Raw genomic sequence first — 21,532 nt, 5'->3', positions numbered from 1 at the left:
ACTCCCCACACTCCCCACACTCTCGACTCCCCATGACTACACAAAAACAATGGCGTTCAGAAATTACTGCACTTCCGTCTTGGTTGCGACGTCCGATTGGTAATGCTAGTGACATCTCAACGGTGCAGCGGATTATTAAACAACGGCAGATTCACACCATTTGTGAAGAGGGACGTTGCCCGAACCGAGGTGAGTGCTATTCTCAGAAAACCGCTACATTTTTGTTGATGGGACCGACGTGTACACGGTCTTGTGCATTTTGTCAAGTGGATAAAGGTCATGCTCCCATGGCCCTAGACCCAGAGGAGCCCCAGAAAGTAGCGGAATCGGTACAGTTATTGGGGTTGCGGTATGTGGTGCTGACCTCTGTGGCTCGGGATGATTTGCCAGACCAGGGTGCCGGTTGGTTTGTGGCTACGATGGATGCAATCCGCCAACTCAATCCAGGTACTGAGATAGAAGTGCTAACGGCAGATTTCTGGGGGGGTAAAGGTGAGCAGGATCAAACCTCAGCAGAGTTGCAACAGCAACGGATAGCCACGGTGGTGGAGGCCAAGCCAGCCTGTTACAACCACAATATTGAAACAGTGCAGCGCTTACAGGGCAAGGTGCGCCGAGGAGCACAATATCAGCGATCCCTTGATGTGCTCAGCATTGTCAAGCAACTCAATCCCGCCATTCCCACTAAGTCCGGATTAATGTTGGGCCATGGGGAAACCAAAGCAGAAGTGATTGAGGCGATGGCGGATTTAGGTAAGATTGGATGCGATCGCATCACCCTCGGTCAATATATGCGTCCCTCCCTCCAACATCTGCCGGTACAAAAATACTGGACACCGGAAGAGTTTGATGAGCTAGGTGCGATCGCACGGGATATGGGATTTGCCCATGTTCGTTCCGGTCCTTTGGTTCGTAGTTCGTACCATGCTGGGGAAAGTTGAAGGTTTAAGGTTAGGAGGTTGAAGGTTGAAGGTTAGCTGGTTGAAGGTTGAAGGTTGAAGGTTGAAGGTTAGGAGGTTTAAGGTTAGGAGGTTTAAGGTTGAAGGTTGAAGGTTAGAAGGTTTAAGGTTTAATATGATATCCTAGTAATTTACCTTAATAACCATCCCCCCATCTCCCCATCTCCCCATCTCCCCATCTCCCCACACCTCCCACACTCCCCACACTCCCCACCCTCTGCACTCCTACCCTTTAACCTTCAAGGCATAATCCCGGAATCGTTCTAAATCTTCCTGGATGGTAGACTCAACTAAGTTACCTAAAAATAAGTTATCCATTAACTGACCAAGAATGCCGGGAATGCCGTAAGCAATGGTCAGCTTAACGATACTGCTATCTTTACGGTCGTAGAAGCGCACTGCACCTCGATTGGGCAAACCATCTACTGATTCCCACTGAATAATCTGGTGTGGAACTAATTTCAGAATTCGAGAGAGCCAGCTAAACTCAAAACCCATACTGGCAAGTTTCCACCGGGATAAGTCAGGATCGTCTTCTAGGACTTGCACTGAGTCAATCCACTTCATCCACCGGGGCATTTGCTCTAAATCAGACCAAAGCTCCCACGCTAACTCAATGGGAACTTCTACTTCAACTTGTACACTATGTTCCAGCCAATCAGACATGGGGTTTTAGGTTGGTAAAGTATTATTTTAGACTTCGCGATAGCAAAGGGAACAGGGAACAGGGAACAGGGAACAGGGAGTAGGGAGTAGGGAACAGGGAATAGGGAACAGGGAACAGGGAACAGGGAGTAGGGAGTAGGGAACAGGGAATAGGGAGTAGGGAACAGGGAATAGGGAACAGGGAACAGGCAGGGGGATCCCGACGGGGATAGGGGGGATTTATCCAAAATCCAGCCAGTATTGCCCATCTCCCCATCTCCCCATCTCCCCATCTCCCCATCTCCCCATCTCCCCATCTCGCCAAACTCCCCTCTCTTTCCCTGTTCGTTTATCCGCTGTTCCCTGTTCCCTGTTCCCTGTTCCCTGTTCCCTATTCCCTGTTCCCTATTCCCCATTCCCTATTCCCTCAATTAACCAAAGACTCAATCGCCTTAGCAGCACGACGCCCGGATAGGGTAGCTCCTTCCATACTATCGATATAGTCTTGTTGGGTATAGCTACCGGCTAGGAAGAAATTAGGGATTGGTGTCTTTTGGTTAGGGCGATAGGGGTCCATGCCAGGGGCTTCTCGGTATAGAGACTGAGCGAGTTTTACGACACTATACCAGGTCATGGTCAAGTCTCGTGAGGAGGGAAACAAGTTATGGACTTGGTGAAGCACATGTTTTGCGATCGCATCATTACTTTGTCGGATAAATGGGTCTCCTGGGGTTAGTACCAACTGCATCAGTGACCCTTCACCCGCTTTGTAATAGTCACCAGGACTAGTGAGAGCTAAATCAGCAAAGCAGGAAAAGTCAGCATCGGGAGTATACAGTAGATTATCCATCCCTGCTGCTTCTTGGAGTTGCTGGCGTTTCTCAGCATCATGAAGCTCTGTGACCCAGCCATCAAATCGTAGTTGGACGGTGGCCACTGGTACCGTATCCAGCTTGTAGATATTATCGAAATCGGACCACTTGCGCCATGATTTGGGTAACAGCCGTTGAACACCAGGCACATCAACGGCACAGACATAGCCATCAGCCGTTATGGTTTCTTCAGTTTCCCCTTTGGCAATTACTAAACCAGTGACTCGGGTTTCCTCTGGGGTTTCCGTAAACAGAATTTCCCTGACTTGGCGGCGAGTGTGGATTTTTGCTCCTCTTTCCTCTAAATACTTAATAATTGGTTTATGGAGGTACTCATGAGGAGAGCCTTCCAGCATTCGTAGTACCGATGCTTCGGTTCTAGCAGCAAATAACTGGAATATCGTCAGCATACAACGGGCAGAAATATTCTCGGTATCGATGAAACCCAGAGCATAGGCAATGGGATTCCACATCCGCTTTAAACTACCGTCGGAACCACCATGACCGCGAAACCAATCAGCGAAACTGACCGCATCTAGGTCACGAATCGTTTTCATTGCGCCATCGAAATCTATCAAGCCACGCACCAGAGGGCTAATCCCCAGAGCAATGGAGTTTTGCAGCTTATCCTGGAGGGAGAGTTGGGAGGTGGTAAAAAAGGCTTTTAGGCCATTAAAAGGAGCACCAGTAATGAAGCGAAAGTCTAGCTCACCCTTGCGTCCATCCTGATTAATAAAGGTGTGAGTATGCTCCTTCAGGCGCAGAAACTGGAACGCTCCCACCTTCTTCATTAGGTCAAACAGGTTGTAATAGCAGCCAAAGAAGACATGCAACCCCATTTCGATGTGATTGCCATCCTTATCTACCCAGCTGCCCACCTTTCCCCCCACAAAGGGACGGGATTCAAAAATTTCCACCTCATGACCAGCATCCACTAACTCTACTGCTGTGGCCATGCCCGCGAGCCCCGCACCAACGATTGCTAAGCGCATTCTCCCTTTTCCTTTCAGTTTCTTTACAGATTGTAATATATTCCGGGAGTCGGGAGTCGGGAGTCGGGAGTCGGGAGTCGGGAGTCGGGAGATGTAGGGTGGGCAGTGCTGACCTTGCCGATGATCAGCTTTTCCATTGGGATCAAGCACTGCCCACCAGTGCGATCTAAGCGTGATCGCTTTTGAGTTGATGTAGGCTCGGCAGTGCTGACCTTGCCGATGATCAGCTTTTGAATTAGTCCGCCAGCACTGCCCACCAGTGCGATCTAAGTGCGATCGCTTTTGAGTTGATGTAGGCTCGGCAGTGCTGACCTTGCCGATGATCAGCTTTTGAATTAGTCCGCCAGCACTGCCCACCAGTGGGATCAATTGTGTTATGATTTAGAGAAGTAACTTTTTTTTTCCTTTTTTTGTTGGTGGTGGGCAGTGTTTTCCTCCGATGAAAAGCTAATCTGATCGGTTTTGAGCACAGCCTACCCTACGCTCCTTAATATTATTAAAAATTTAGTGCGTTCGCGTAGCGTGGCCTACGGCCAATCGCGTTTGAGTGCGGTGGAGTAGCCCAGTCAATTTCCTGTCGGTGGGCAGTGTTTTCCCCCGATGACATGGCTTACTGATCGGTTTCGAGCACTGCCCACCCTACGATTTATCTTCATCATCATTTCTTTTATAGCGTTTTTATGACTTAATAAGAGGTACAGTTTTTTGGGACACTGATTCCCTGAAAACTATCTTTAATATTGCCTCTTGCCTCTTGCCTCTTGCCTCTTGCCTCTTGCCTCTTGCCTCTTGCCTCTTGCCTTTTGCCTTTTGCCTTTTGCCTTTTGTCTCTTGCCTTTTGCCTTTTGCCTCTTGCCTCTTGCCTTAAAAGGATAAGCTTTGTCAGTCACCCAAATAATAATTTCTATAAAATATCCTCCAAAAGCTGCTCACTTTCTGACAGCCCAATAAACCCTTCTTGTTGTGCTTCTTTAGCTTTAATAGCTATAAGTTCCTCTTCTAATTCTAATAACCTTTCAAATTCTTCTATAGAAATAACAACAGCCACCTTACGTCCTTTTTTAGTAATTTGTACTGGCTCTCTTCGAGCTAAATCCAACAGTTCACCAAAACGGTTTTTTGCCTCAGATGCTCCAAGGGTTTTCATCACTTTTTAGGGAAAAATACTAGATATTAAGTATAATATAGCTATTTTAGCTAAAATAGTCAATAGCAGCCTGTGATGTAGGGTGGGCAGTGCTTATTCGTACCGGATCAGCTTTTCAATTGGTATCAAGCACTGCCCACCTGCCTCAGATTGAGTAGTTTCAGTGTAAGCATTCAGCTATCAGCTTATGTGCTACGCACACGCGTGCGCGTTCAGCTTATGGGTCACAGCGTCGTTCGCACAGCGTGGCCATTCGCGTAGCGTGGCCTTTTGGCCAAGGCCAAAGCCTGTGCCACACTACTTGAGGTGCTTTTGAATAAAATAAGCACTTCAAGTAGCGTGAGCCAAAAGCTGACGGCTGACGGCTGACTGCTGACTGCTGACTGCTGAGGTTTCAGTGGATAATAATTAAAGTTACCGCAAGCGCCGTTATCTTTTTGAAGATAGTATTCTCCAACAGTATGACGATTGAAGCCAATTTAACTAATTTGAACGAAAGTCTTGATAAGTCAAGGGAACAAGTTGACCTCAAACAAGACGAAACTTTTCAATGGACAAAGCAGTGGTATCCAGTAGCCGTTGTTGAATTCCTTGCGCCATCTCGTCCTCACAAAATACAGTTACTCGGTAAAGAGCTAGTGTTATGGCGGGATGGGTCTGGTAAATGGCGTTGTTTTGAAGATTTTTGTCCCCATCGATTAGCTCCTCTTTCTGAAGGGCGTGTGGAGTCTGATGGAACCTTATTGTGTGCTTATCACGCTTGGCGTTTTGATGCTGAAGGTAATTGTGTCAGTATTCCTCAATCCCAAGACCAGGAGACTGAAGTTAAAAACTGCTCGAATCCTAAATCCTGTGCTGTTGCCTATCCAACTCAAGAAAACCAAGGTTTACTCTGGGTATGGCCAGAATCAGGAACCAAGGCTCAACAGGAAAGTCAGTTGAGAAAACCCCGTTTAATTCCGGAACTAGAATCAGATTCCGATCGAGTAGTCAAGCTATTTTGGAATATCCGCGACTTGCCCTATGGCTGGGACTTTTTCATGGAAAATGTTGCTGATCCCGCTCACGTACCGGTTTCCCATCACGGTATTATGGGTAGTCGTTATGAAGATGCCAAGTATTATGATATGCCTGGTCTTAGGGAAATATCCACTCAAGAAGGATTTGCCTTTGCTATTAACCCCACCGTTGAAAAGGTAGCCGAAGCAATTCATGACTTTCAACCTCCCTGTCATATGAGAATTGTTACTAGCTATAACGATGGCGGAAAATTAATCTTAGCCTTATATGCCATTCCTACTCGTCCTGGTTGGTGTCGTCATATTGGTTGTCAGGTCTTAGTCAAGAATGAAGCTGGAAAAACACCAGAAGGATTAGGATTTTTTGCCTTACCAATGCCAATTTGGTTAGGTCATGTCTTGGCTTCAGTATTTTTGCATCAAGACTTAGTATTCCTTCACTACCAAGAAAAAACCTTGGCTCGACGACAACAGCAAGACTGGCTCGATGCAGTTTATACTCCCAATCCTCAAGACAAAATGGTCATCACCTTTCGTCAGTGGTTTAAAACGAGAGCAGGAGGTAACATTCCTTGGGATTCAGGTATCAATGATCAACTTCCCAATGCTGAGTTAGATAAAAAGCAGCTTTTTGATGTGTGGTCAACTCATACAAAAGATTGTGATATTTGTCAAAAGGCTCTGACCAACATCAATCGTGCTACGGTAATAAGTTATGGGGGGGCGGCGCTCTGTTTATTAATCGGAATAGTTATGGATGCCCGGGCTGTAGCATTTAAGATGGCAATGACTGCAGATTCCATCAATATATCTCCCTTCAAAGTAATACCTCCAACTGGATTTTGGGTAGGGCTCGCCGGAGCAATTATTATAGCAACTATAGGCTACTCATTTAAAAGGTTAAGTCGGCTGTTTTACGTTTATGAATTTGAACATTCCAAGAATGATTAAGTAAGTTATAAATGTAGGGTGGGCAGTGCTTACCTTGGAGATTGTCAGCTTTTTAATTGGTATCAAGCACTGCCCACCAGCCCAGTAGATGTAGTAGATGTCGGCTCGGCAGTGCGATCGCTTAGCGTGGCCGTAGGCCAATCGCTTAACAGATGTAGATGTAGGCTCGGCAGTGCTTACCTTGGAGATTGTCAGCTTTTTAATTGGTATTGAGCACTGCCCACCAGAGGATTAATCTTATTAAAAATTTAGGCAATTAGATGTAGGGTGGGCAGTGCCTAATAACTTGATTAGCAGCTAATTTTATATAAAAGCACTGCCCACCCTACGATGAAGCTTCTTAAAAAGATATACTTCAAAATTGTCATAGTTTCAATGACAATCAAGTTAATATCCTGTCGGTGGGCAGTGCCTAATAACTTGATTACCAGCTAATTTTATATAAAAGCACTGCCCACCCTACGATTAATCTTATTCAAAATGTAGTCGGTGGGCAGTGTTTTAACCCGATGACCAGCTAATTTTATATAAAAGCACTGCCCACCCTACGATGAAGCTTCTTAAAAAGATATACTTCAAAATTGTCATAGTTTCAATGACAATCAAGTTAATATCCTGTCGGTGGGCAGTGCCTAATAACTTGATTACCAGCTAATTTTATATAAAAGCACTGCCCACCCTACGATTAATCTTATTCAAAATGTAGTCGGTGGGCAGTATTTTAACCCGATGACCAGCTAATTTTATCGGATTAAAGCACTGCCCACCCTACGATTAATTTTATTGAAAATGTAGACAACTAAAAACTAGTTTATATTCCATTGATGCCCCATTTTGTAATAAAAAAAATTTTCCTAAACCCCTTGACATTGAATTAATTTATGTATATATTAATAATGTAAGCAGTTTTAAGGAATTACTACTGATGAACAACAACCTTCCACCCAACTCCGATGAAAATACCAACCCTGAAAACCCAGGTCGTAAACCTAAAAAAGTCAAGCACATCTTGGTCGGTTCTCCTAAACAAGTTCGCAAAACAATTAATGCTATCTATTCCCTTAAATACGCCTATCCCGACGAGTGGAGCGCTTTCGAGCCTACCGGAAAATCTGGTCAAGTTACGACTTTTTTGATTCGATACTTATACCTAGACTAGGATAGTAAATTGCCAGGGCGTCGCCCTGGCGACTATGAATGGTGAAAATCGTTTTGTGGAGGGGTATAAATCAGGATGAATGATGAGTTGGGATGTAGTTACTTTCGAGTAGTTGCTGACTAATTCGATAGTTGATCAGTAGTAATTTAGATTTGAGTGCAGCTCAGCTGTACTTGTGGAAGCTTACATAATAAAAATCGGTCAAGACTTGGGGTTAACCAGAACTTGACCGAATTTTTTTTATTGATTTATTGGTATATATCCTGAGCACGCATTTTTATATATGTACTCAGATAATCTCCTGATAATTACCCTTAATCACAATCTGCCCACCCACACTTACCACGCCTACCATATTTAAAACACTTACCACACCTCCAACACTCTCGCCCCAAGTACTTGAGGCTTACATAATAGAATTTGCTCAAGAATTGGGGTTAACCAAAACTTGACCGATTTTTTTTATTGATTTATTGCTATATATCCTGAGCACGCATTTTTATATATGTACTCAGATAATGTCCTGATAATTACCCTTAATCACAATCTGCCCCATCTCCCCATCAATCTTCTTGATGATGGGTATTCAACCGGACTTGATCCAAGGCAGCCCCCCTGGTGCTTTTGAAGGACTTGCTTTTTTTTGTGATCAACAAAAAACGACTAACAATGGACGAACAAAGAATACAAGCATACCTCAACCTGATCCACCAACTGCTAACTTGTTCCACCGGAATCTCAGAAATCCCTACCTCAGCTAATCCCTTATCCCAAGACTATCTGCAATTCTTGATTAAGGTATTGCTAGCGATCGCCGACAGCAATGGCGACCCCAAAGTCGTCTACCCACTCCTGCAAGCCAACCTAGATAAACTCGATCATAACTTTATCCATACCCTGGAACTGATCACTGCTAAACTCTCAGAAGCGGAACCAGAAACAGCAGAAGGAATTGCTAGAGTTATTGGCAACTTCAGCAACCTGATCAAGAATTTTACACTGGGCAATAAAGCCAATAACATAGAAATCGCCATGGCTGGTTACGAACAGCTGCTAACAGTTTTTACCCGTGAGAGTAACCGGGAAATTTGGGCAGCGATTCAAACCAATCTGGGCAATGCCTACTATCAAAGAATCCGCCACAACAGGGCTGAGAATCTAGAACTTGCTATTGAAGCATACCAACTAGCCTTGTCAGTTTACACTCAAGAAGACTTCCCCATTGAGTGGGCAATAACTCAAAACAATCTGGGCACAGCCTACCGTGATAGAATCCGCCACGACAGGGCTGAGAATCTAGAACTTGCTATTGCCACATACCAACTAGCTTTGTCAGTTCGCACTAAATCAGACTTCCCCGAAGATTGGGCAAAAACTCAAAACAATCTGGGCAATGCCTACAGTCAGAGAATCCGTGGTGACAAGACTGATAATCTCGAAAAAGCAATTGCTGCATACCAACTAGCTTTGTCCGTTCGCACCCCAGAAGCAAATCCGATTAACTGTCTGACAACTTCCCGCAGCTTAGGCAACCTCCACTTCACCCAAGGTAACTGGCAAAAAGCCATCGATGCCTACGAACAAGCCAAAACTGCAGTGGAACTCATGCGGAGTTGGCCAATGAATGATCAACGCCGTCAAGAGATTAAGGCAGAGGCAATAGAAGTTTATCAAAAACTGGCGCAAGCCTATATAAATATAGGACCAATATAGAGGGCAAGCTTATAAAGCGGGCGTTGCTGAATTACAGCAGTCGCGGCAGCACTTCTTGATGTAAGTGTAGTCATATAGTTATTCGGTTGAAGTACTTAATGTTGACTATAAGTTTTAGTTTACAACAATTTTTATAGAATGAATCCAGACGTAATATATCCCTGTTCTGTCACAATCCTAAAACAAAAGCAAATCCGTTGGCGAATTAAATTCGCCACGGGTCGCACCGCTTTGTTTCCGGAAAGTGACAAAAGAGGGATATAGCGTTTTTTATACCTATGACGTACACAGGATTTTTTCCCACTTCCGACTTCCCTGCTCCCTGCTCCCTGCTCCCAGATCTGCTGTTCCCTTTGCTATATTAATCAGAGTATTGCTAACAAGATATAGCAAGGGAAGTATGGTTTAGGACATAGTCTTTTCCTTGAAAGGGAGCAGGGAGTAGGGAGCAGGGAGCAAAAGATGTCTTAAACTTTACTTCGACTGCTATACAATAATGACAGACCAAAATTTTGTAGCTGATAACGCTACTACTACAGAAACTGGACAAAAAGTGATTGAGGAAATACAGCAAACTCCCCAAGAATACTTACCAAATTTGTTACAGATAGTTCGTCTGTTTCGTGAGAGTGTTACACAGAATACCGCAGAAGAAAGTTTTCGTCAGGGATGGCAAGAAGCCATGACAGGGAATGCACTTCCTATTTCAGAGCTTTGGGATGGGATTGATGCAGAATGAACCAACCAAAACCTCTAATTGCTCAAATAAGCCTCTTGTTCCAAATTATCCAGTAAATCCTCAGCAATTTGATACCAAGCTGCCCGGAATTTAACATCCTCTTGTTTATCGGAAAGAGTCTTTCCTTTTAATTGTGGATATGTACTATAAAAAAATTGATCAACTTTCTGATAAAAAGTCCCTGGATCAATCTTCAAATCTAGACAACGCTGATAGATTTGCTTTTGCCGTTGCTGCTCTGTGTTACTCACAGATGATTTAGAGGGCAATGATGGTATAGAGGGCAATTGCCAGGATATCTTCGGGAATTTTGGTGTAGGAAACCCTCCTCTAGCTACTGCTACCGTTCCAAACACTACTAATAAAGCAATGGACATAGAAAGACCAAAAAACCTTAGTTCACGGTTAGTGGATTGCTGTTTGCGATTGAGCACAGCAGTGAACGTTGTTTTAATGGTTTGACCAGGAGCAGCCACTAAGGTAGCAATCTGGGTAAATAGTGTATTTGGTTGTTTATTTGGTAGCTTATTTGGGAGATTATTTGGTTGTTTAGTTGGTAGATTATTGGGTAGCTTAGTTGGCTGCTGGCTACTTACCGGCTGGGGAATTACGGTTTCTAGGGCTTCACTGACATCTTGGGCTGACTGATACCGTTCTTTAGGAAGATTATCCAGCATTTTAGCCAAGACCGATTTGAAGCTGGGGCTAATAGTTATCTCTTGCCAAAGCCAGGTAGCGTGATAACTATCATAAAAGTCTAGAGGCTGTTTACCAGTTAGCAATACTAAAGCAGTTACCGCTAAAGCGTAAAGGTCGCTAGTGGCATCAGCTTTACCATATCGTAACTGTTCATCTGGGGAGTAACCCCGTTTGCCCACTTGAGTGCCAATCACGTATCCGGTTGATTGGACAATGGCAGTGGTTACCATTTCTTTGACACAACCAAAGTCAATTAATACTGGCTTATTGTCAGAATTCCGTTTAATCAGATTATCGGGAGAAATATCCCGATGAATGATCTGCTTAGAGTGGATATAATCTAAAACTGGCAAGATGTCTTGGAGCAGTTTAATCACATCTGCTTCCCTAAACTTTTGACCCTGGACTAAAAGCTGGTGATAGGTTAACCCTTCCACATAGTCTTGTACTAAAAAGAGATAATTTTTACGACCGATACTGGTTCTAAGTAACTCTCGAAAACAAGGAATTTGGTTATGTCTGAGCTGGTATAGCATCCCAGCTTCTCGCTCAAATAATTCTTGAGCTTTTTGTAACTCATAGTTGTTTTGAAGTTGGGGAGCAAATTCTTTGAGTACACAACGCTCTTGATAGCGATTAGCATCTTCAGCGAGATAGGTACGTCCAAAGGTTCCTTGACCTAAGTCGCCTAAGATTGTATAGCGGTCTTTGATAATTGCTCCGGTTTTTAAGGTATTAGACATAATAGCCGCCAATAATTGATAATCTATAACGCTGGGTGTGGGGAGGGTGGGGAGTGTGGGAAGTGTGGGGAGGGTGGGGAGTGTGGGAGGGGTGGGAAGTTACTGGTCATCAGATAGGGGAGTGTGGGAAGATGGAGAGGACAGAAGAGAAGAGCGATGGCAATTAAAGAAGATCGGAAATATGGGAACAGGAAAGGAAAAAGGGAAAAAGTATTTTAGAACTCATGAAGATTTGGTTATTTATCAATTGGCATTTGAGACAGCGATGCTAATTTTTGAACATTCTAAAAAGTTCCCAGTTGAAGAAAAATATTCATTAACTGATCAAATTCGTCGTTCCTCTCGCTCAGTCTGTGCTAATCTCGCAGAAGCTTGGATAAAACGGAGATATAAAGCCGCTTTTGTAGCTAAACTGAATGATTGTGAGGCAGAGGCAGCAGAGACTCAAGTTTGGTTAACCTTTGCGGTGAAATGTCAGTATCTCACCCTCGAAGAAGTCAGAGAACTCTACGGAAATTACAATCAAATTCTTAGTGGATTAGTCAAGATGATTATCAATCCAGATAATTGGTTACTCCACTAACTCCCCAAGCTCCCCATCTCCCCATCTCCCCATCTCCCCACACTTCCCACACTTCCCACACTTCCCACACTCTCTTAATTACCTTAATGACCCAGCATCTCTTGTGCCTTCTTAATATTGTCACGAACTGATTCAGCAGATACCTTGAGGGAGGACAGTTCATAATCTGTCAACTTTAATTCCAAAATTTTTTCGATGCCTCGACACCCCAATCGGGTGGGTACCCCTATAAAAATATCTTCCAAATCATATTCACCCTGAAGGTAGACAGCTGCGGTGATTTGGCGGGATTGGTTGTGTAATATTGCTTCTACCATCAAACAGGCGGAGGATGCTGGGGCAAAATAGGCACTGCCAGTGCGCATCAGTTCTACAATTTCTGCCCCTCCTCGACGAGTCCGTTCGATCAGGGCTTCTATCCGGTCTGGTGTCATCAGTTCCGTGATGGGAACACCGCTAACGGTAGAGTAGCGGGGTAGTGGCACCATTAAGTCCCCATGGCCTCCGAGCACTACAGCATTTACATCCGCAACGGATACACCATTTTCCATGGCAATGAATGTCCGGAATCGGGTAGAATCCAACACCCCTGCCATGCCCATGACCCGATGGGGTGGTAAGTCAGTAGCTTGCCAGGCTAGGTAGGTCATCACATCGAGGGGATTGGTGACCACGATTAACATGGCATCTGGGGATTTTGCGATCGCATTTTTAGCCGCTTCCACCACAATTTTGGCATTAATCTGTAGCAGGTCATCCCGACTCATGCCTGGTTTCCGGGGACTTCCTGCCGTAATCACCACCACATCGGAACCAGCAGTATCAGCATAGTCATTAGTTCCGATAATTTGGCAATCGTGACCTTCAATGCCCCTGGCCTCCATTAAATCGAGAGCAATGCCTTGGGGCATACCTGGTACAATATCCAGGAGTACGACATCGGCCAGATTTTTCTCAGCAATCCGTTGGACAAGAGTACTCCCTACTCTACCACCACCGATGACGGATACACGGTTGTCGTGGCAAGCAATTGGGGAGTTGGGATAGGGTACCATGATACGAATGGGTAGCGTGGAAATTCGTTCGCGTAGCGTGGCCTACGGCCAATCGCTTTTGCTGGAACTCCCCCAACTTGCTTGGGGGATTTAGGGGGGGGATTTAGGGGGATATCGGTGCCAAAGCTCACAAGGGTAGGTTTGTGAACATTGGGGCGAGTATGTACTTTCGTTACTTAGGAAGTATAAATATGTATCTTAAATATGTATCTATATATACATTATATACAATAATTTTCGGGATAATTCTCTCCATCTCGCCATTTCCCTATGGTGCGCGTTCACGCTTAGCTTTAAAAAAGCGCGGGGTCGCACCGCTCCCTACTCCCTACTCCCTACTCCCTACTCCCTACTCCCTACTCCCTACTCCCTACTCTTCAAGAGGAGATTTCCAACTGGTCAATGCGTAACCAAATGTTCGGGGTGGGTACCCGACCAAATTTTACCAGGGCATAATCCCCCTTGATATCAAGAATTTCCCCATCGGTTTCAAACAGATAAGAGGAAAAGCGGGGGTCACTTGCTTTGGCTTCCAGGCTACCCTCTAACTGGGCTTGAATAGCCCGAACCAATACTCCCTTTTTAATTTTCCCAGCCATAAAATCTCTTTTGTCTTTCCTCTTCTATTGTATCCAAATTTGATTACACTTCGCCGCAGTTGTCGGTAATCGAGATTTTACCCATTAGCCACTATATAGTACAAAAGTACTATAATCCTCCTACTAAATGAATCTTATTATCAATAGACCGATACTTTTTAGCTACCAAAATCTACCAAAGGCAAATCAAGGCTCACTAATGCAAGCTGATTTCTCAGCCAGGGGGTATCTCCCAGGGCTCGCAGAAATATCCCACGAGCGCCGTTAATGTCTCGATCCATAGATCGGCCATCAACTTTTGATTTAATAATTTTGCTGCCGCCGATGTTAACCAGCTCCCCAGTCCAACTAACGGTTTTACTCGTATAGGCTTCACAAACATCTACAACAATTTTCCCGGTTTCTTGGGCTTTATGCTTTAGGAATTCTTTGAAACGATAATGAGCAAAAGAGAGCATATTGCGAACTGTTTTCGATCTAATCTTGCGGTTATTCTTTCGGGACATCTGAGAAGTCTCAAAAGTGGGAAGCAAAATCACATCAAAGTTGTCAACTAAGAATCGGGCAGCTTTGTGATGTAATTCGTTGATCAGATTCTGGATTTTTATGATCATCCTTCTAGCGGCTTTTCTCATTCGGCGCTTTTGTCCTTTCTTAGCTTTACTTGTTCGGGACATCAGACTATCGAGATCAGAACAAAGTCGCTGAATTCTGGAAAAATCACCATCCCCAATCTTTCCAACAGAAGTCTCACTAAAGAATGTCAAAAAAGTCCTAACACCGGGGTCTAAAGCGACTACTCTGCCTTGGTTTTCGGCTTTAACATTAGTTGCTTCATGGGGAACTACCAGGTAGCAATTCCCGTTACTGCTAGTTAATCGACAATCACAGATATTCTCAGGTAGAGTCTCAGCAAAGGTAATTTCTCCCAGCTTTGTGTGATAGACACCTTTGCTAGACACTGCTGACTTAGGGATATAGCAAGACTGAACAGGGTTCTTACGAGACCTAAATCTTACTCGGTTAATTTGTGAAGTTTTTTGGTATTTTTTCTTGGCCTCCCTAACAGCAGTGCAAGCATCCTTTATCGCTATAGATTTGATTTGATAAGGCACTGCTTTACACCACTCAGGGAGGTCATTTAATATGCCAGTCTTAATAGCTTTCCAATTAGCTTTGGTCTCACCATCAGAGAGGATCTTGACGGTTTTATTGAAAACATAACGGGACACTCCAAACCACTTACGAACTATTGAGCGTTGCTCAGGGTTTAGGAACACTCGGATCTTCTTTGATTTTCGAACCGTACTTTCGGAGTCCGTGGACGCGGCAAGAAAAGACGTGAATGATTCAGAGAAGATCTGCGGCTTGCTCTGATTCTGGACAACTTTCAGGTTGGTCGAGAACCAGGATTTTTCCACCGTTGATACCGACCAGGTACTCAATAAGTTCAAACCCGAATCGGGTAAGTCGGTCTCTACAGGCAACAACAATCGTGAGCTGATCTCCGAGCACAATTCGCTCCAATATGGTTCTAAGTCCTTTTCTTTTGTAGTTGAGTCCTGAACCGATGTCAATGATAATCTCCGCTTCCGGGAAGAGGGAGTGCTTGTAGGCGACTTGCCTGGCGAGGTCGTCCCTTTGTTTGCTACTGCTGAGGAGGCAGTAGCAGCAAACAGCTTGAAGATGTTTAGATGATCTGGCACCGAGGCAGAGCTTGCTCTCTGTGTCAAAGAATCTAGTTCCTCCTGGGGTTTTTTCGCATTTGATTGTCCCATTATCTCCATACTTCCTTAGAGTGTTCCTGGAGAGTCCCGTAAGTTCGACCGCCTTAGGTCGTGGTAGTGCCATAGTTATAATCTCCCACAGGCTTGGAGATAGTGGTAGATTAGTGGATATTTTACTCAACTGTCACAAGCCTCTTGCAAAAGTATTTTTATGATAGTGTTTGGGTCAATTCTTGTCCACTGTTCCCTGTTCCCTGTTCCCTGTTCCCGACAACTGCCGCGAAGTCTAATTACTCTTGGTAACACTGGGGGGTGCGGAATGTGGGTATTAATGTGCCATAGCTCCTGTAGTTTCCCGTTCGCCCACACCCGGTCACCCCACACCCAGTAAGGCTAATCATGCTGCTTGTCACCCCATCAGCCTAGTGACTACAGGCAGCTAAGTCATTAACCTACATCACCAACCCCTTTGAGGCTCCATTGAGCACCGACAGGAGTGTGAATATTTATACCTCCAGTTCGTTGACCGTTACTCATCGGCCAGTAATGAACTTGTCCATCTCGCCGTTGCCAGACGATGTCATCCGTACCGTCACCGTTGACATCACCAACCCCTTTCAGGCTCCAGTCAGCACTAACAGGAGTAGCAATATTTATACCTCCGGTTCGTTCACCGTTACTCATCGGCCAGTAATGAACTTGTCCATCTCGCCGTTGCCAGACGATGTCATCTGTACCGTCACCGTTGACATCACCAACCCCTTTCAGGCTCCAGTCAGCACCTACAGGAGTAGCAATATTTATACCTCCGGTTCGTTCACCGTTACTCATCGGCCAGTAATGAACTTGTCCATCTCGCCGTTGCCAGACGATGTCATCTGTACCGTCACCGTTGACATCACCAACCCCTTTCAGGCTCCAGTCAGCACCTACAGGAGTAGCAATATTTATACCTCCAGTTCGTTCACCGTTACTCATCGGCCAGTAATGAACTTGTCCATCTCGCCGTTGCCAGACGATGTCATCCGTACAGTCACCGTTGACATTACCAACCCCTTTCAGGCTCCATTCAGCACCTACAGGAGTAGCAATATTTATACCTCCAGTTCGTTCACCGTTACTCATCGGCCAGTAATGAACTTGTCCATCTCGCCGTTGCCAGACGATGTCATCCGTGGATTTTATGGTGTTTGCTAATGCAGAGCTAGGGTTTGAAATTAGTGCCAAGCTCACAACAAATAGCGTTACAACCAAAAAACGAATCACATGTTTTATCATTTTGGTTATTTCCCTTTATTAAGGATATAGGAGGAGGGTATCAAGGTCTCCTAGAATTTCTTTCTGTCAGCAACTTGGAATGCTGTATCATGCTTTAGCTAGGTTATTATACCATTGTGGTAGATGTCAATATCGAATTGATAGAACCCACATTCCCCATGTTTGTCAGACGGCGTTGCTGAATTAAAGAATAAATAGAACTGGGGTGGGCATCCTGCCTGCCCGGAAATATATTGAAACTGGCAAGATGCCAGTTCCACGCCTGATGCCCGTTACAGACCTGATGCCCGTTCCACAAAACTATTCAAATCATTCCATTATTAAGCAACGCCCAATAACCAGCCCGATAGCCGTTCTGATCAACGCTGACAGTTCGGACAAAAGTGAGTTGAGCGACCGACTAACTTGGTTCGCTGGATGGGGGTGCTACAGATACGACAGGGTTCTCCGGTACGACCATAAACCCAGGCAATCCCCTTATAGTTGCCATTGACTCCCTGGACGTTGATAAAATCACTAAAGGTGGTACCACCAGACTCAATCGCTTTTTCCAATACTTGGATAATCGCGATGGTCAGCTTTTCGATCTGCTCTAACCCCAAATCTTTACAAAGGGTTTCTGGTCTAATACCACTCAAGAATAATGCTTCATCGGCATAGATATTACCTATTCCTGCTACCAGGGACTGATCGAGCAAGGCCGTTTTAATCGCGCGCTGGCGGTGATGGAGCTTACTAACTAGGTAATCTGTAGAAAATTCCTGGGAAAACGGTTCTGGTCCGAGTTGCTTTAGACCAGTGATAATAGTTTCTGGTAATTGGGATGGCGGAATCCACCACATTCGACCAAAGGTTCGCTGGTCGATAAACCTTAACTCCTGGTTGTTTGGGAAAAACAATCGCACTCGCGTGTGTTTTGGGTGAGGCTGGTCTTGACTTAGCCATAGCAGTTGACCAGTCATCCGGAGGTGAACACCTAACCAACCGGCCTGATCAGTGTCTGACTTGCTTAGTTTAGCGAGTAGGTATTTGCCCCGTCGATGCCAATCACTAATGGTGACAGTTGTGAGTTGGGCTAAAAAATCTTTGGGAGAAATAGGGTGGGCGATGGTGCGCGATAGTAACACCTCTCCACCCTGAATTTCCTGGCCTGTAGTCACTTGATTTAGACCCAGGCGAATTGTTTCAACTTCTGGTAGTTCCGGCACGATTGAGTGCTTAGTTGATCAATAGTGAGTGCTGAGTGTTAACTTAGCACTCCACAGACACCGGGAACTTAAATTCCCGAGTCTGGTTAGGTTAACCAACTACTTCCAGTTCACTCTCTGCATAGTTATTGGTGTTAACCCCAGTAGGGTTACCGCTGTAGCCAGTATAGTTGACCTTATCAAAGCGGACAATCACTGGGTATTTAATACCACTCTTGTCTATACTAGCCACAGTTCCCACATCGTTATACCAGTAGGATTCTTTTCTTTTAATCCGAACTTTTGCACCACGTTTTAGTTCTGCCATAAAAAAATTTACCTTACGCTCTAGTTCTACAGCGTACTACTCAATTAGGCTTCTCCGTTGACTTGATTGTTTAAGTTTTATTAATTTCCCTGTAGTGAATCCGGAGTAGGGAATCGGGAATCGGGAATCGGGAGTCGGGAGAGTGTGGGAAGTGTGGGAAGTGTGGGGAGATGGGGAGATGGGGAGATGGGGAGATGGGGAGATGGGGAGTCAGATCAGGGACTGGCGTGTCCCCCCCTTACTAAGGGGGGTTAGGGGGAATCCCTAGTTTCCACGGGACTTACCAGGTGCTCGCACTGTCCCCCCCTTACTAAGGGGGGTTAGGGGGGATCCCTAGTTTCCACTGTCCCCCCCTTACTAAGGGGGGTTAGGGGGGATCCCTCGTGACCCACACAGCCACCTTAACCACTCGCGCTTTGGATCAAGACAATGTCTTTTACTATACCAAATTCTCAAAAACTACTTCTCCCCTCCCCTGTCTTCCCACACTTCCCACACTTCTCCCTCCCCACACTACAAACGCTGCCAACTCAGCTTTGATGTTTCCTGATCCAGATGCCAGCGTAATAACTGAGCTGGTTGACCAATGCTGAGGGTTGGTAAACCGATGGCTTGGCGAGGGGAAACCGTTGCGAGGGCAATGCCATTCTCAATGCTACAAATCCCCCACTGGACTAAATTCTCTACTCCTACCAATAAGGGCAAGGTTGTCCCAGATAATGTCCCATCTGGTAGCCGTGCTGTCCCGTCTTTGACCTCTATCTGGCGGCTGTCCCAGGGATAGACGCCATCGGGTAATCCCATTGGTGCTAGGGCATCGCTAACTAGAAAAATCCCTTGTTCATAACCCCCAGCACGGAGCAGCAATTGGATCATGGTGGAACAAACGTGCTGACCATCGGCAATTAGTCCACACTGGACACCGGGAGTAACTAGGGCAGCTCCCAGTAATCCTGGTTTGCGGTGATGGAGTCCTGGCATGGCATTAAAAGCATGGGTTACCATGGATGCCCCACGTTCAAAGGCGCTTTGGGCTTGCTCTGCTGTGGCTTGGGAGTGACCGAGACTAACAATTATGTTGCGCGATCGCAAATACGGAATCACCTCACCAATGCTGTCTAACTCTGGCGCTATTGTAATCAGCTTGACCAGATCACCATAGTCTCCCAAAACTTCCTTGACATTTTCAAGATTAAGTGGTAAGAGATACTCAAGAGGATGAGCTCCCCGTTTTTGGGGATTGAGAAATGGCCCTTCTAGATGGACACCCAAGATGCGAGCGGTTGGGGTCTGGTAAGGTTGGGAAGGGATAAATTCAGCAAAGACAGAAAGCGTACGCTGAATCTTCTCTACAGAAGTAGTCACCAGAGTGGGTAAAAACTGATCCACACCCTGATGCCAAAGGAATTGACAAATATCTTGGAGTAAAGGGATGTGGTGAAAATCGACATCGGTGAAGGCTAAGCCTAGCCCCCCATTAATCTGCAAATCCACACCCCCTAGGGAGACCCAATCCCCAGCAACGTCAAGGATAGCCGGGTTAGGAAGAGTTTCTAGCTTAGGAAGAGTTTCTAGGTTGGGTGCGATCGCGTCAATAATTCCATGATCATTAATGTGAATATTCTGTAAACCCTGGTAATTAGGGACACGAGCATTGATAATATCTAGAGTCATTAGGGAATGTGGCGAAGTCTAATCAATTACCATCAAACATGATCCATGACCAATAACCAACCGTTAATTGGGATTATTATGGGCAGCGATTCCGATTTGCCCACCATGCAAAATGCGATCGCAGTATGTGAAGACTTCGGTGTTCCTTGGGAAGTAGCGATTGTGTCCGCCCACCGCACCCCCGAACGGATGGTAAATTATGCCCAAGACGCTCACAAGCGTGGACTCAAGGTTATTATTGCTGGTGCTGGGGGGGCGGCTCATCTGCCTGGGATGGTAGCGGCTCTAACACCCTTGCCTGTGATTGGGGTGCCAGTGTCTAGTCGTCACTTGCAGGGTATCGATTCCCTATACTCAATTGTTCAAATGCCTGGGGGAATTCCCGTCGCTACTGTAGCAATTGGTAATGCCAAGAATGCCGGGTTGTTAGCGGTGCAGATTTTGGGGACTCATCAGCCGGAATTACTAGAGAGAGTGCAGCAGTATCGCCAGAATTTAGCCCAATCAGTGATGGAAAAGCAAGCATTGCTCGATGAGTTAGGTTATCAGCAATACTTAGGGCAGATGGGTTAATCTGGTTCAGAGACCTTGAGAAGGTTAGCATTGAAAAAAAGCAAAAATCCCCATTAACTTGGCATCAGGGTAAGCCATTATAGGGGGGATGTGACCGAAAATAATTCGAGGGCAATCCGAATCCTTCTACTACGTTAAGCTGGGGGTTCTCAAGAGCATACCACCTAAGGGCGGCATCTGTTATAAATTAGCCGAGACTAAAGGCAATAGCACTTACTAGGTTGAGTTTGGTGTTCAACTGAAATACCAATACCCGATCCAGACCAAATCCAACTCATGTCAACAAAAAATCTAGGAGGTAAATAAATTTAATGGAACATCGTGGTGTTACAGTATGGTTAACTGGTCTTAGTGGTGCTGGAAAGACCACTATTACTAAGGCATTAGAAGAAAAACTAAACGCCAAAGGATGCAAGCCGGAAGTCTTGGATGGGGATATCGTCCGTCAGAACTTAACAAAAGGACTCGGATTTAGTAAAGAAGACCGGGATGAAAACATTCGCCGCATTGGCTTTGTTGCCCATCTTTTAACCCGCAATGGAGTTATTGTCTTGGTATCCGCTATCTCTCCTTACCGTGAAATTCGAGAGGAGGTCAGGCAAAGGATTGGTGACTTTGTAGAAGTTTATGTTAATGCTCCCCTAAAAGTTTGCGAAGGCCGAGATGTCAAAGGACTTTACAAACGAGCTCGTGATGGAGAAATTAAGAATTTTACTGGTATTGATGACCCCTATGAGCCACCATTAAATCCGGAAGTGGAATGTCGCACTGACCAAGAAGAATTATCAGAAAGTGTGGACAAAGTTCTGAAAAAGCTGGAAGAGTTAAATTATATTTCTAGTACTTGAAGCAGAATCTTTATACGTTAACTAAAGGACCCCACTTACACG

The 21,532-nt window shown here is 45.2% G+C and carries 24 protein-coding genes; 11 read left to right on the top strand and 13 right to left on the bottom strand.

Going from position 1 to position 21,532, the window contains the following annotated elements; translation table 11 throughout:
- Nucleotides 1–32 precede the first annotated feature (32 nt).
- Complete coding sequence (lipA, locus tag F6J90_RS13395; RefSeq protein ID WP_293093940.1) at nt 33–941, top strand: lipoyl synthase; 909 nt, start codon at nt 33–35, stop codon at nt 939–941.
- 243 nt (nt 942–1,184) lie between these two features.
- Here lipA and F6J90_RS13390 read toward each other — a convergent pair whose 3' ends face one another.
- The 3 genes from F6J90_RS13390 to zds are packed head-to-tail and all read right to left on the bottom strand — an operon-like array spanning nt 1,185 to nt 3,468.
- Complete coding sequence (locus F6J90_RS13390) at nt 1,185–1,625, bottom strand: SRPBCC family protein (protein WP_293093937.1); 441 nt, start codon at nt 1,623–1,625, stop codon at nt 1,185–1,187.
- Nucleotides 1,586–2,020: a hypothetical protein gene (locus F6J90_RS13385; RefSeq protein WP_293093935.1), complete on the bottom strand. Its 435-nt coding sequence runs from the start codon at nt 2,018–2,020 to the stop codon at nt 1,586–1,588. The genes F6J90_RS13390 and F6J90_RS13385 overlap by 40 nt, the downstream gene beginning before the upstream one ends.
- Nucleotides 2,021–2,031: 11 nt before the next feature.
- Entirely contained in the window at nt 2,032–3,468 is a 1,437-nt protein-coding gene (gene zds, locus F6J90_RS13380; protein ID WP_293094871.1) for a 9,9'-di-cis-zeta-carotene desaturase, read from the bottom strand.
- 747 nt (nt 3,469–4,215) lie between these two features.
- Here zds and F6J90_RS13375 point away from each other — a divergent pair.
- Entirely contained in the window at nt 4,216–4,344 is a 129-nt protein-coding gene (locus tag F6J90_RS13375; RefSeq protein ID WP_293093932.1) for a hypothetical protein, read from the top strand.
- A 28-nt stretch (nt 4,345–4,372) separates the two neighbouring features.
- On the opposite strand, the gene F6J90_RS13370 is transcribed toward F6J90_RS13375, so the two are convergent.
- Nucleotides 4,373–4,615 carry a type II toxin-antitoxin system Phd/YefM family antitoxin gene (locus F6J90_RS13370; protein WP_293093929.1) on the bottom strand — a complete coding sequence of 81 codons (243 nt, stop codon included), beginning with the start codon at nt 4,613–4,615 and terminating at the stop codon, nt 4,373–4,375.
- A gap of 461 nt (nt 4,616–5,076) precedes the next feature.
- Here F6J90_RS13370 and F6J90_RS13365 point away from each other — a divergent pair, with 461 nt between their 5' ends.
- The 5 genes from F6J90_RS13365 to F6J90_RS13345 all read left to right on the top strand — a co-directional run bounded on the left by F6J90_RS13365 (nt 5,077) and on the right by F6J90_RS13345 (nt 10,196).
- Nucleotides 5,077–6,585, top strand: a complete 1,509-nt coding sequence (locus F6J90_RS13365; protein WP_293093926.1) for a Rieske 2Fe-2S domain-containing protein — start codon at nt 5,077–5,079, stop codon at nt 6,583–6,585.
- Between the two features lie 925 nt (nt 6,586–7,510).
- Nucleotides 7,511–7,744 carry a hypothetical protein gene (locus F6J90_RS13360; protein WP_287255354.1) on the top strand — a complete coding sequence of 78 codons (234 nt, stop codon included), beginning with the start codon at nt 7,511–7,513 and terminating at the stop codon, nt 7,742–7,744.
- 669 nt (nt 7,745–8,413) lie between these two features.
- A complete protein-coding gene (locus F6J90_RS13355) occupies nt 8,414–9,457 on the top strand; it encodes a tetratricopeptide repeat protein (RefSeq protein WP_293093921.1) in 1,044 nt (347 codons plus the stop codon).
- A gap of 138 nt (nt 9,458–9,595) precedes the next feature.
- On the top strand, nt 9,596–9,721 hold the full coding sequence (locus F6J90_RS13350) for a hypothetical protein (RefSeq protein WP_293093918.1): 126 nt from the start codon (nt 9,596–9,598) through the stop codon (nt 9,719–9,721).
- A 232-nt stretch (nt 9,722–9,953) separates the two neighbouring features.
- Nucleotides 9,954–10,196, top strand: coding sequence for a hypothetical protein (locus F6J90_RS13345; RefSeq protein ID WP_293093916.1), 243 nt, complete (start codon nt 9,954–9,956; stop codon nt 10,194–10,196).
- Nucleotides 10,197–10,210: 14 nt separating this feature from the next.
- Here the strand turns inward: F6J90_RS13345 and F6J90_RS13340 are convergent, their stop codons facing one another.
- Nucleotides 10,211–11,638, bottom strand: a complete 1,428-nt coding sequence (locus F6J90_RS13340; RefSeq protein WP_293093913.1) for a serine/threonine-protein kinase — start codon at nt 11,636–11,638, stop codon at nt 10,211–10,213.
- A 46-nt stretch (nt 11,639–11,684) separates the two neighbouring features.
- Between F6J90_RS13340 and F6J90_RS13335 the strand changes: the two genes are divergently transcribed.
- Nucleotides 11,685–12,221 carry a four helix bundle protein gene (locus tag F6J90_RS13335; protein WP_293093911.1) on the top strand — a complete coding sequence of 179 codons (537 nt, stop codon included), beginning with the start codon at nt 11,685–11,687 and terminating at the stop codon, nt 12,219–12,221.
- Between the two features lie 83 nt (nt 12,222–12,304).
- On the opposite strand, the gene mdh is transcribed toward F6J90_RS13335, so the two are convergent.
- Nucleotides 12,305–13,276, bottom strand: a complete 972-nt coding sequence (mdh, locus tag F6J90_RS13330; RefSeq protein WP_293093909.1) for a malate dehydrogenase — start codon at nt 13,274–13,276, stop codon at nt 12,305–12,307.
- Between the two features lie 191 nt (nt 13,277–13,467).
- Here mdh and F6J90_RS13325 point away from each other — a divergent pair, with 191 nt between their 5' ends.
- Nucleotides 13,468–13,686 carry a hypothetical protein gene (locus F6J90_RS13325; RefSeq protein ID WP_293093907.1) on the top strand — a complete coding sequence of 73 codons (219 nt, stop codon included), beginning with the start codon at nt 13,468–13,470 and terminating at the stop codon, nt 13,684–13,686.
- Here F6J90_RS13325 and F6J90_RS13320 read toward each other — a convergent pair.
- The 7 genes from F6J90_RS13320 to nagA form a co-directional block, all read right to left on the bottom strand.
- Nucleotides 13,654–13,875 carry an NAD(P)H-quinone oxidoreductase subunit O gene (locus F6J90_RS13320; RefSeq protein WP_009149183.1) on the bottom strand — a complete coding sequence of 74 codons (222 nt, stop codon included), beginning with the start codon at nt 13,873–13,875 and terminating at the stop codon, nt 13,654–13,656. The genes F6J90_RS13325 and F6J90_RS13320 overlap by 33 nt on opposite strands.
- A 158-nt stretch (nt 13,876–14,033) precedes the next feature.
- The gene (locus F6J90_RS13315; protein WP_293093905.1) at nt 14,034–15,155 is read right to left on the bottom strand and encodes a transposase; all 1,122 of its coding nucleotides are present in this window, start codon (nt 15,153–15,155) and stop codon (nt 14,034–14,036) included.
- A 70-nt stretch (nt 15,156–15,225) separates the two neighbouring features.
- Nucleotides 15,226–15,726, bottom strand: coding sequence for an IS607 family transposase (locus F6J90_RS13310; RefSeq protein WP_293093903.1), 501 nt, complete (start codon nt 15,724–15,726; stop codon nt 15,226–15,228).
- A gap of 323 nt (nt 15,727–16,049) precedes the next feature.
- Entirely contained in the window at nt 16,050–16,880 is an 831-nt protein-coding gene (locus tag F6J90_RS13305) for a VCBS repeat-containing protein (protein ID WP_293093900.1), read from the bottom strand.
- 359 nt (nt 16,881–17,239) lie between these two features.
- Entirely contained in the window at nt 17,240–18,088 is an 849-nt protein-coding gene (locus tag F6J90_RS13300) for a DNA-formamidopyrimidine glycosylase (RefSeq protein ID WP_293093897.1), read from the bottom strand.
- Between the two features lie 91 nt (nt 18,089–18,179).
- Complete coding sequence (locus F6J90_RS13295) at nt 18,180–18,395, bottom strand: photosystem I reaction center subunit IV (protein WP_293093894.1); 216 nt, start codon at nt 18,393–18,395, stop codon at nt 18,180–18,182.
- A 513-nt stretch (nt 18,396–18,908) separates the two neighbouring features.
- The gene (gene nagA, locus F6J90_RS13290) at nt 18,909–20,069 is read right to left on the bottom strand and encodes an N-acetylglucosamine-6-phosphate deacetylase (RefSeq protein ID WP_293093892.1); all 1,161 of its coding nucleotides are present in this window, start codon (nt 20,067–20,069) and stop codon (nt 18,909–18,911) included.
- Between the two features lie 45 nt (nt 20,070–20,114).
- On the opposite strand from nagA, the gene purE reads away from it, so the two are divergent.
- Entirely contained in the window at nt 20,115–20,642 is a 528-nt protein-coding gene (purE, locus tag F6J90_RS13285; RefSeq protein ID WP_293093889.1) for a 5-(carboxyamino)imidazole ribonucleotide mutase, read from the top strand.
- A 311-nt stretch (nt 20,643–20,953) separates the two neighbouring features.
- Nucleotides 20,954–21,490: an adenylyl-sulfate kinase gene (gene cysC, locus F6J90_RS13280; protein ID WP_293024150.1), complete on the top strand. Its 537-nt coding sequence runs from the start codon at nt 20,954–20,956 to the stop codon at nt 21,488–21,490.
- The last annotated feature ends 42 nt before the right edge of the window (nt 21,491–21,532 follow it).

This window comes from Moorena sp. SIOASIH (genome assembly GCF_010671925.1).
Taxonomy (GTDB): Bacteria; Cyanobacteriota; Cyanobacteriia; order Cyanobacteriales; family Coleofasciculaceae; genus Moorena.
This window is presented reverse-complemented; position numbering and strand designations above follow the sequence as displayed.

Excerpts from the sequence above, each read along its gene's own strand:
- lipA (WP_293093940.1), top strand. The coding sequence starts at position 33 with ATGACTACACAAAAACAATGGCGTTCAGAAATTACTGCACTTCCGTCT.
- F6J90_RS13390 (WP_293093937.1), bottom strand. The coding sequence starts at position 1,625 with ATGTCTGATTGGCTGGAACATAGTGTACAAGTTGAAGTAGAAGTTCCC.
- F6J90_RS13385 (WP_293093935.1), bottom strand. The coding sequence starts at position 2,020 with ATGGGGAATAGGGAACAGGGAATAGGGAACAGGGAACAGGGAACAGGG.
- zds (WP_293094871.1), bottom strand. The coding sequence starts at position 3,468 with ATGCGCTTAGCAATCGTTGGTGCGGGGCTCGCGGGCATGGCCACAGCA.
- F6J90_RS13370 (WP_293093929.1), bottom strand. The coding sequence starts at position 4,615 with ATGAAAACCCTTGGAGCATCTGAGGCAAAAAACCGTTTTGGTGAACTG.
- F6J90_RS13365 (WP_293093926.1), top strand. The coding sequence starts at position 5,077 with ATGACGATTGAAGCCAATTTAACTAATTTGAACGAAAGTCTTGATAAG.
- F6J90_RS13360 (WP_287255354.1), top strand. The coding sequence starts at position 7,511 with ATGAACAACAACCTTCCACCCAACTCCGATGAAAATACCAACCCTGAA.
- F6J90_RS13355 (WP_293093921.1), top strand. The coding sequence starts at position 8,414 with ATGGACGAACAAAGAATACAAGCATACCTCAACCTGATCCACCAACTG.
- F6J90_RS13350 (WP_293093918.1), top strand. The coding sequence starts at position 9,596 with ATGAATCCAGACGTAATATATCCCTGTTCTGTCACAATCCTAAAACAA.
- F6J90_RS13345 (WP_293093916.1), top strand. The coding sequence starts at position 9,954 with ATGACAGACCAAAATTTTGTAGCTGATAACGCTACTACTACAGAAACT.
- F6J90_RS13340 (WP_293093913.1), bottom strand. The coding sequence starts at position 11,638 with ATGTCTAATACCTTAAAAACCGGAGCAATTATCAAAGACCGCTATACA.
- mdh (WP_293093909.1), bottom strand. The coding sequence starts at position 13,276 with ATGGTACCCTATCCCAACTCCCCAATTGCTTGCCACGACAACCGTGTA.
- F6J90_RS13325 (WP_293093907.1), top strand. The coding sequence starts at position 13,468 with ATGTATCTTAAATATGTATCTATATATACATTATATACAATAATTTTC.
- F6J90_RS13320 (WP_009149183.1), bottom strand. The coding sequence starts at position 13,875 with ATGGCTGGGAAAATTAAAAAGGGAGTATTGGTTCGGGCTATTCAAGCC.
- F6J90_RS13310 (WP_293093903.1), bottom strand. The coding sequence starts at position 15,726 with ATGGCACTACCACGACCTAAGGCGGTCGAACTTACGGGACTCTCCAGG.
- F6J90_RS13305 (WP_293093900.1), bottom strand. The coding sequence starts at position 16,880 with ATGATAAAACATGTGATTCGTTTTTTGGTTGTAACGCTATTTGTTGTG.
- F6J90_RS13295 (WP_293093894.1), bottom strand. The coding sequence starts at position 18,395 with ATGGCAGAACTAAAACGTGGTGCAAAAGTTCGGATTAAAAGAAAAGAA.
- nagA (WP_293093892.1), bottom strand. The coding sequence starts at position 20,069 with ATGACTCTAGATATTATCAATGCTCGTGTCCCTAATTACCAGGGTTTA.
- purE (WP_293093889.1), top strand. The coding sequence starts at position 20,115 with ATGACCAATAACCAACCGTTAATTGGGATTATTATGGGCAGCGATTCC.
- cysC (WP_293024150.1), top strand. The coding sequence starts at position 20,954 with ATGGAACATCGTGGTGTTACAGTATGGTTAACTGGTCTTAGTGGTGCT.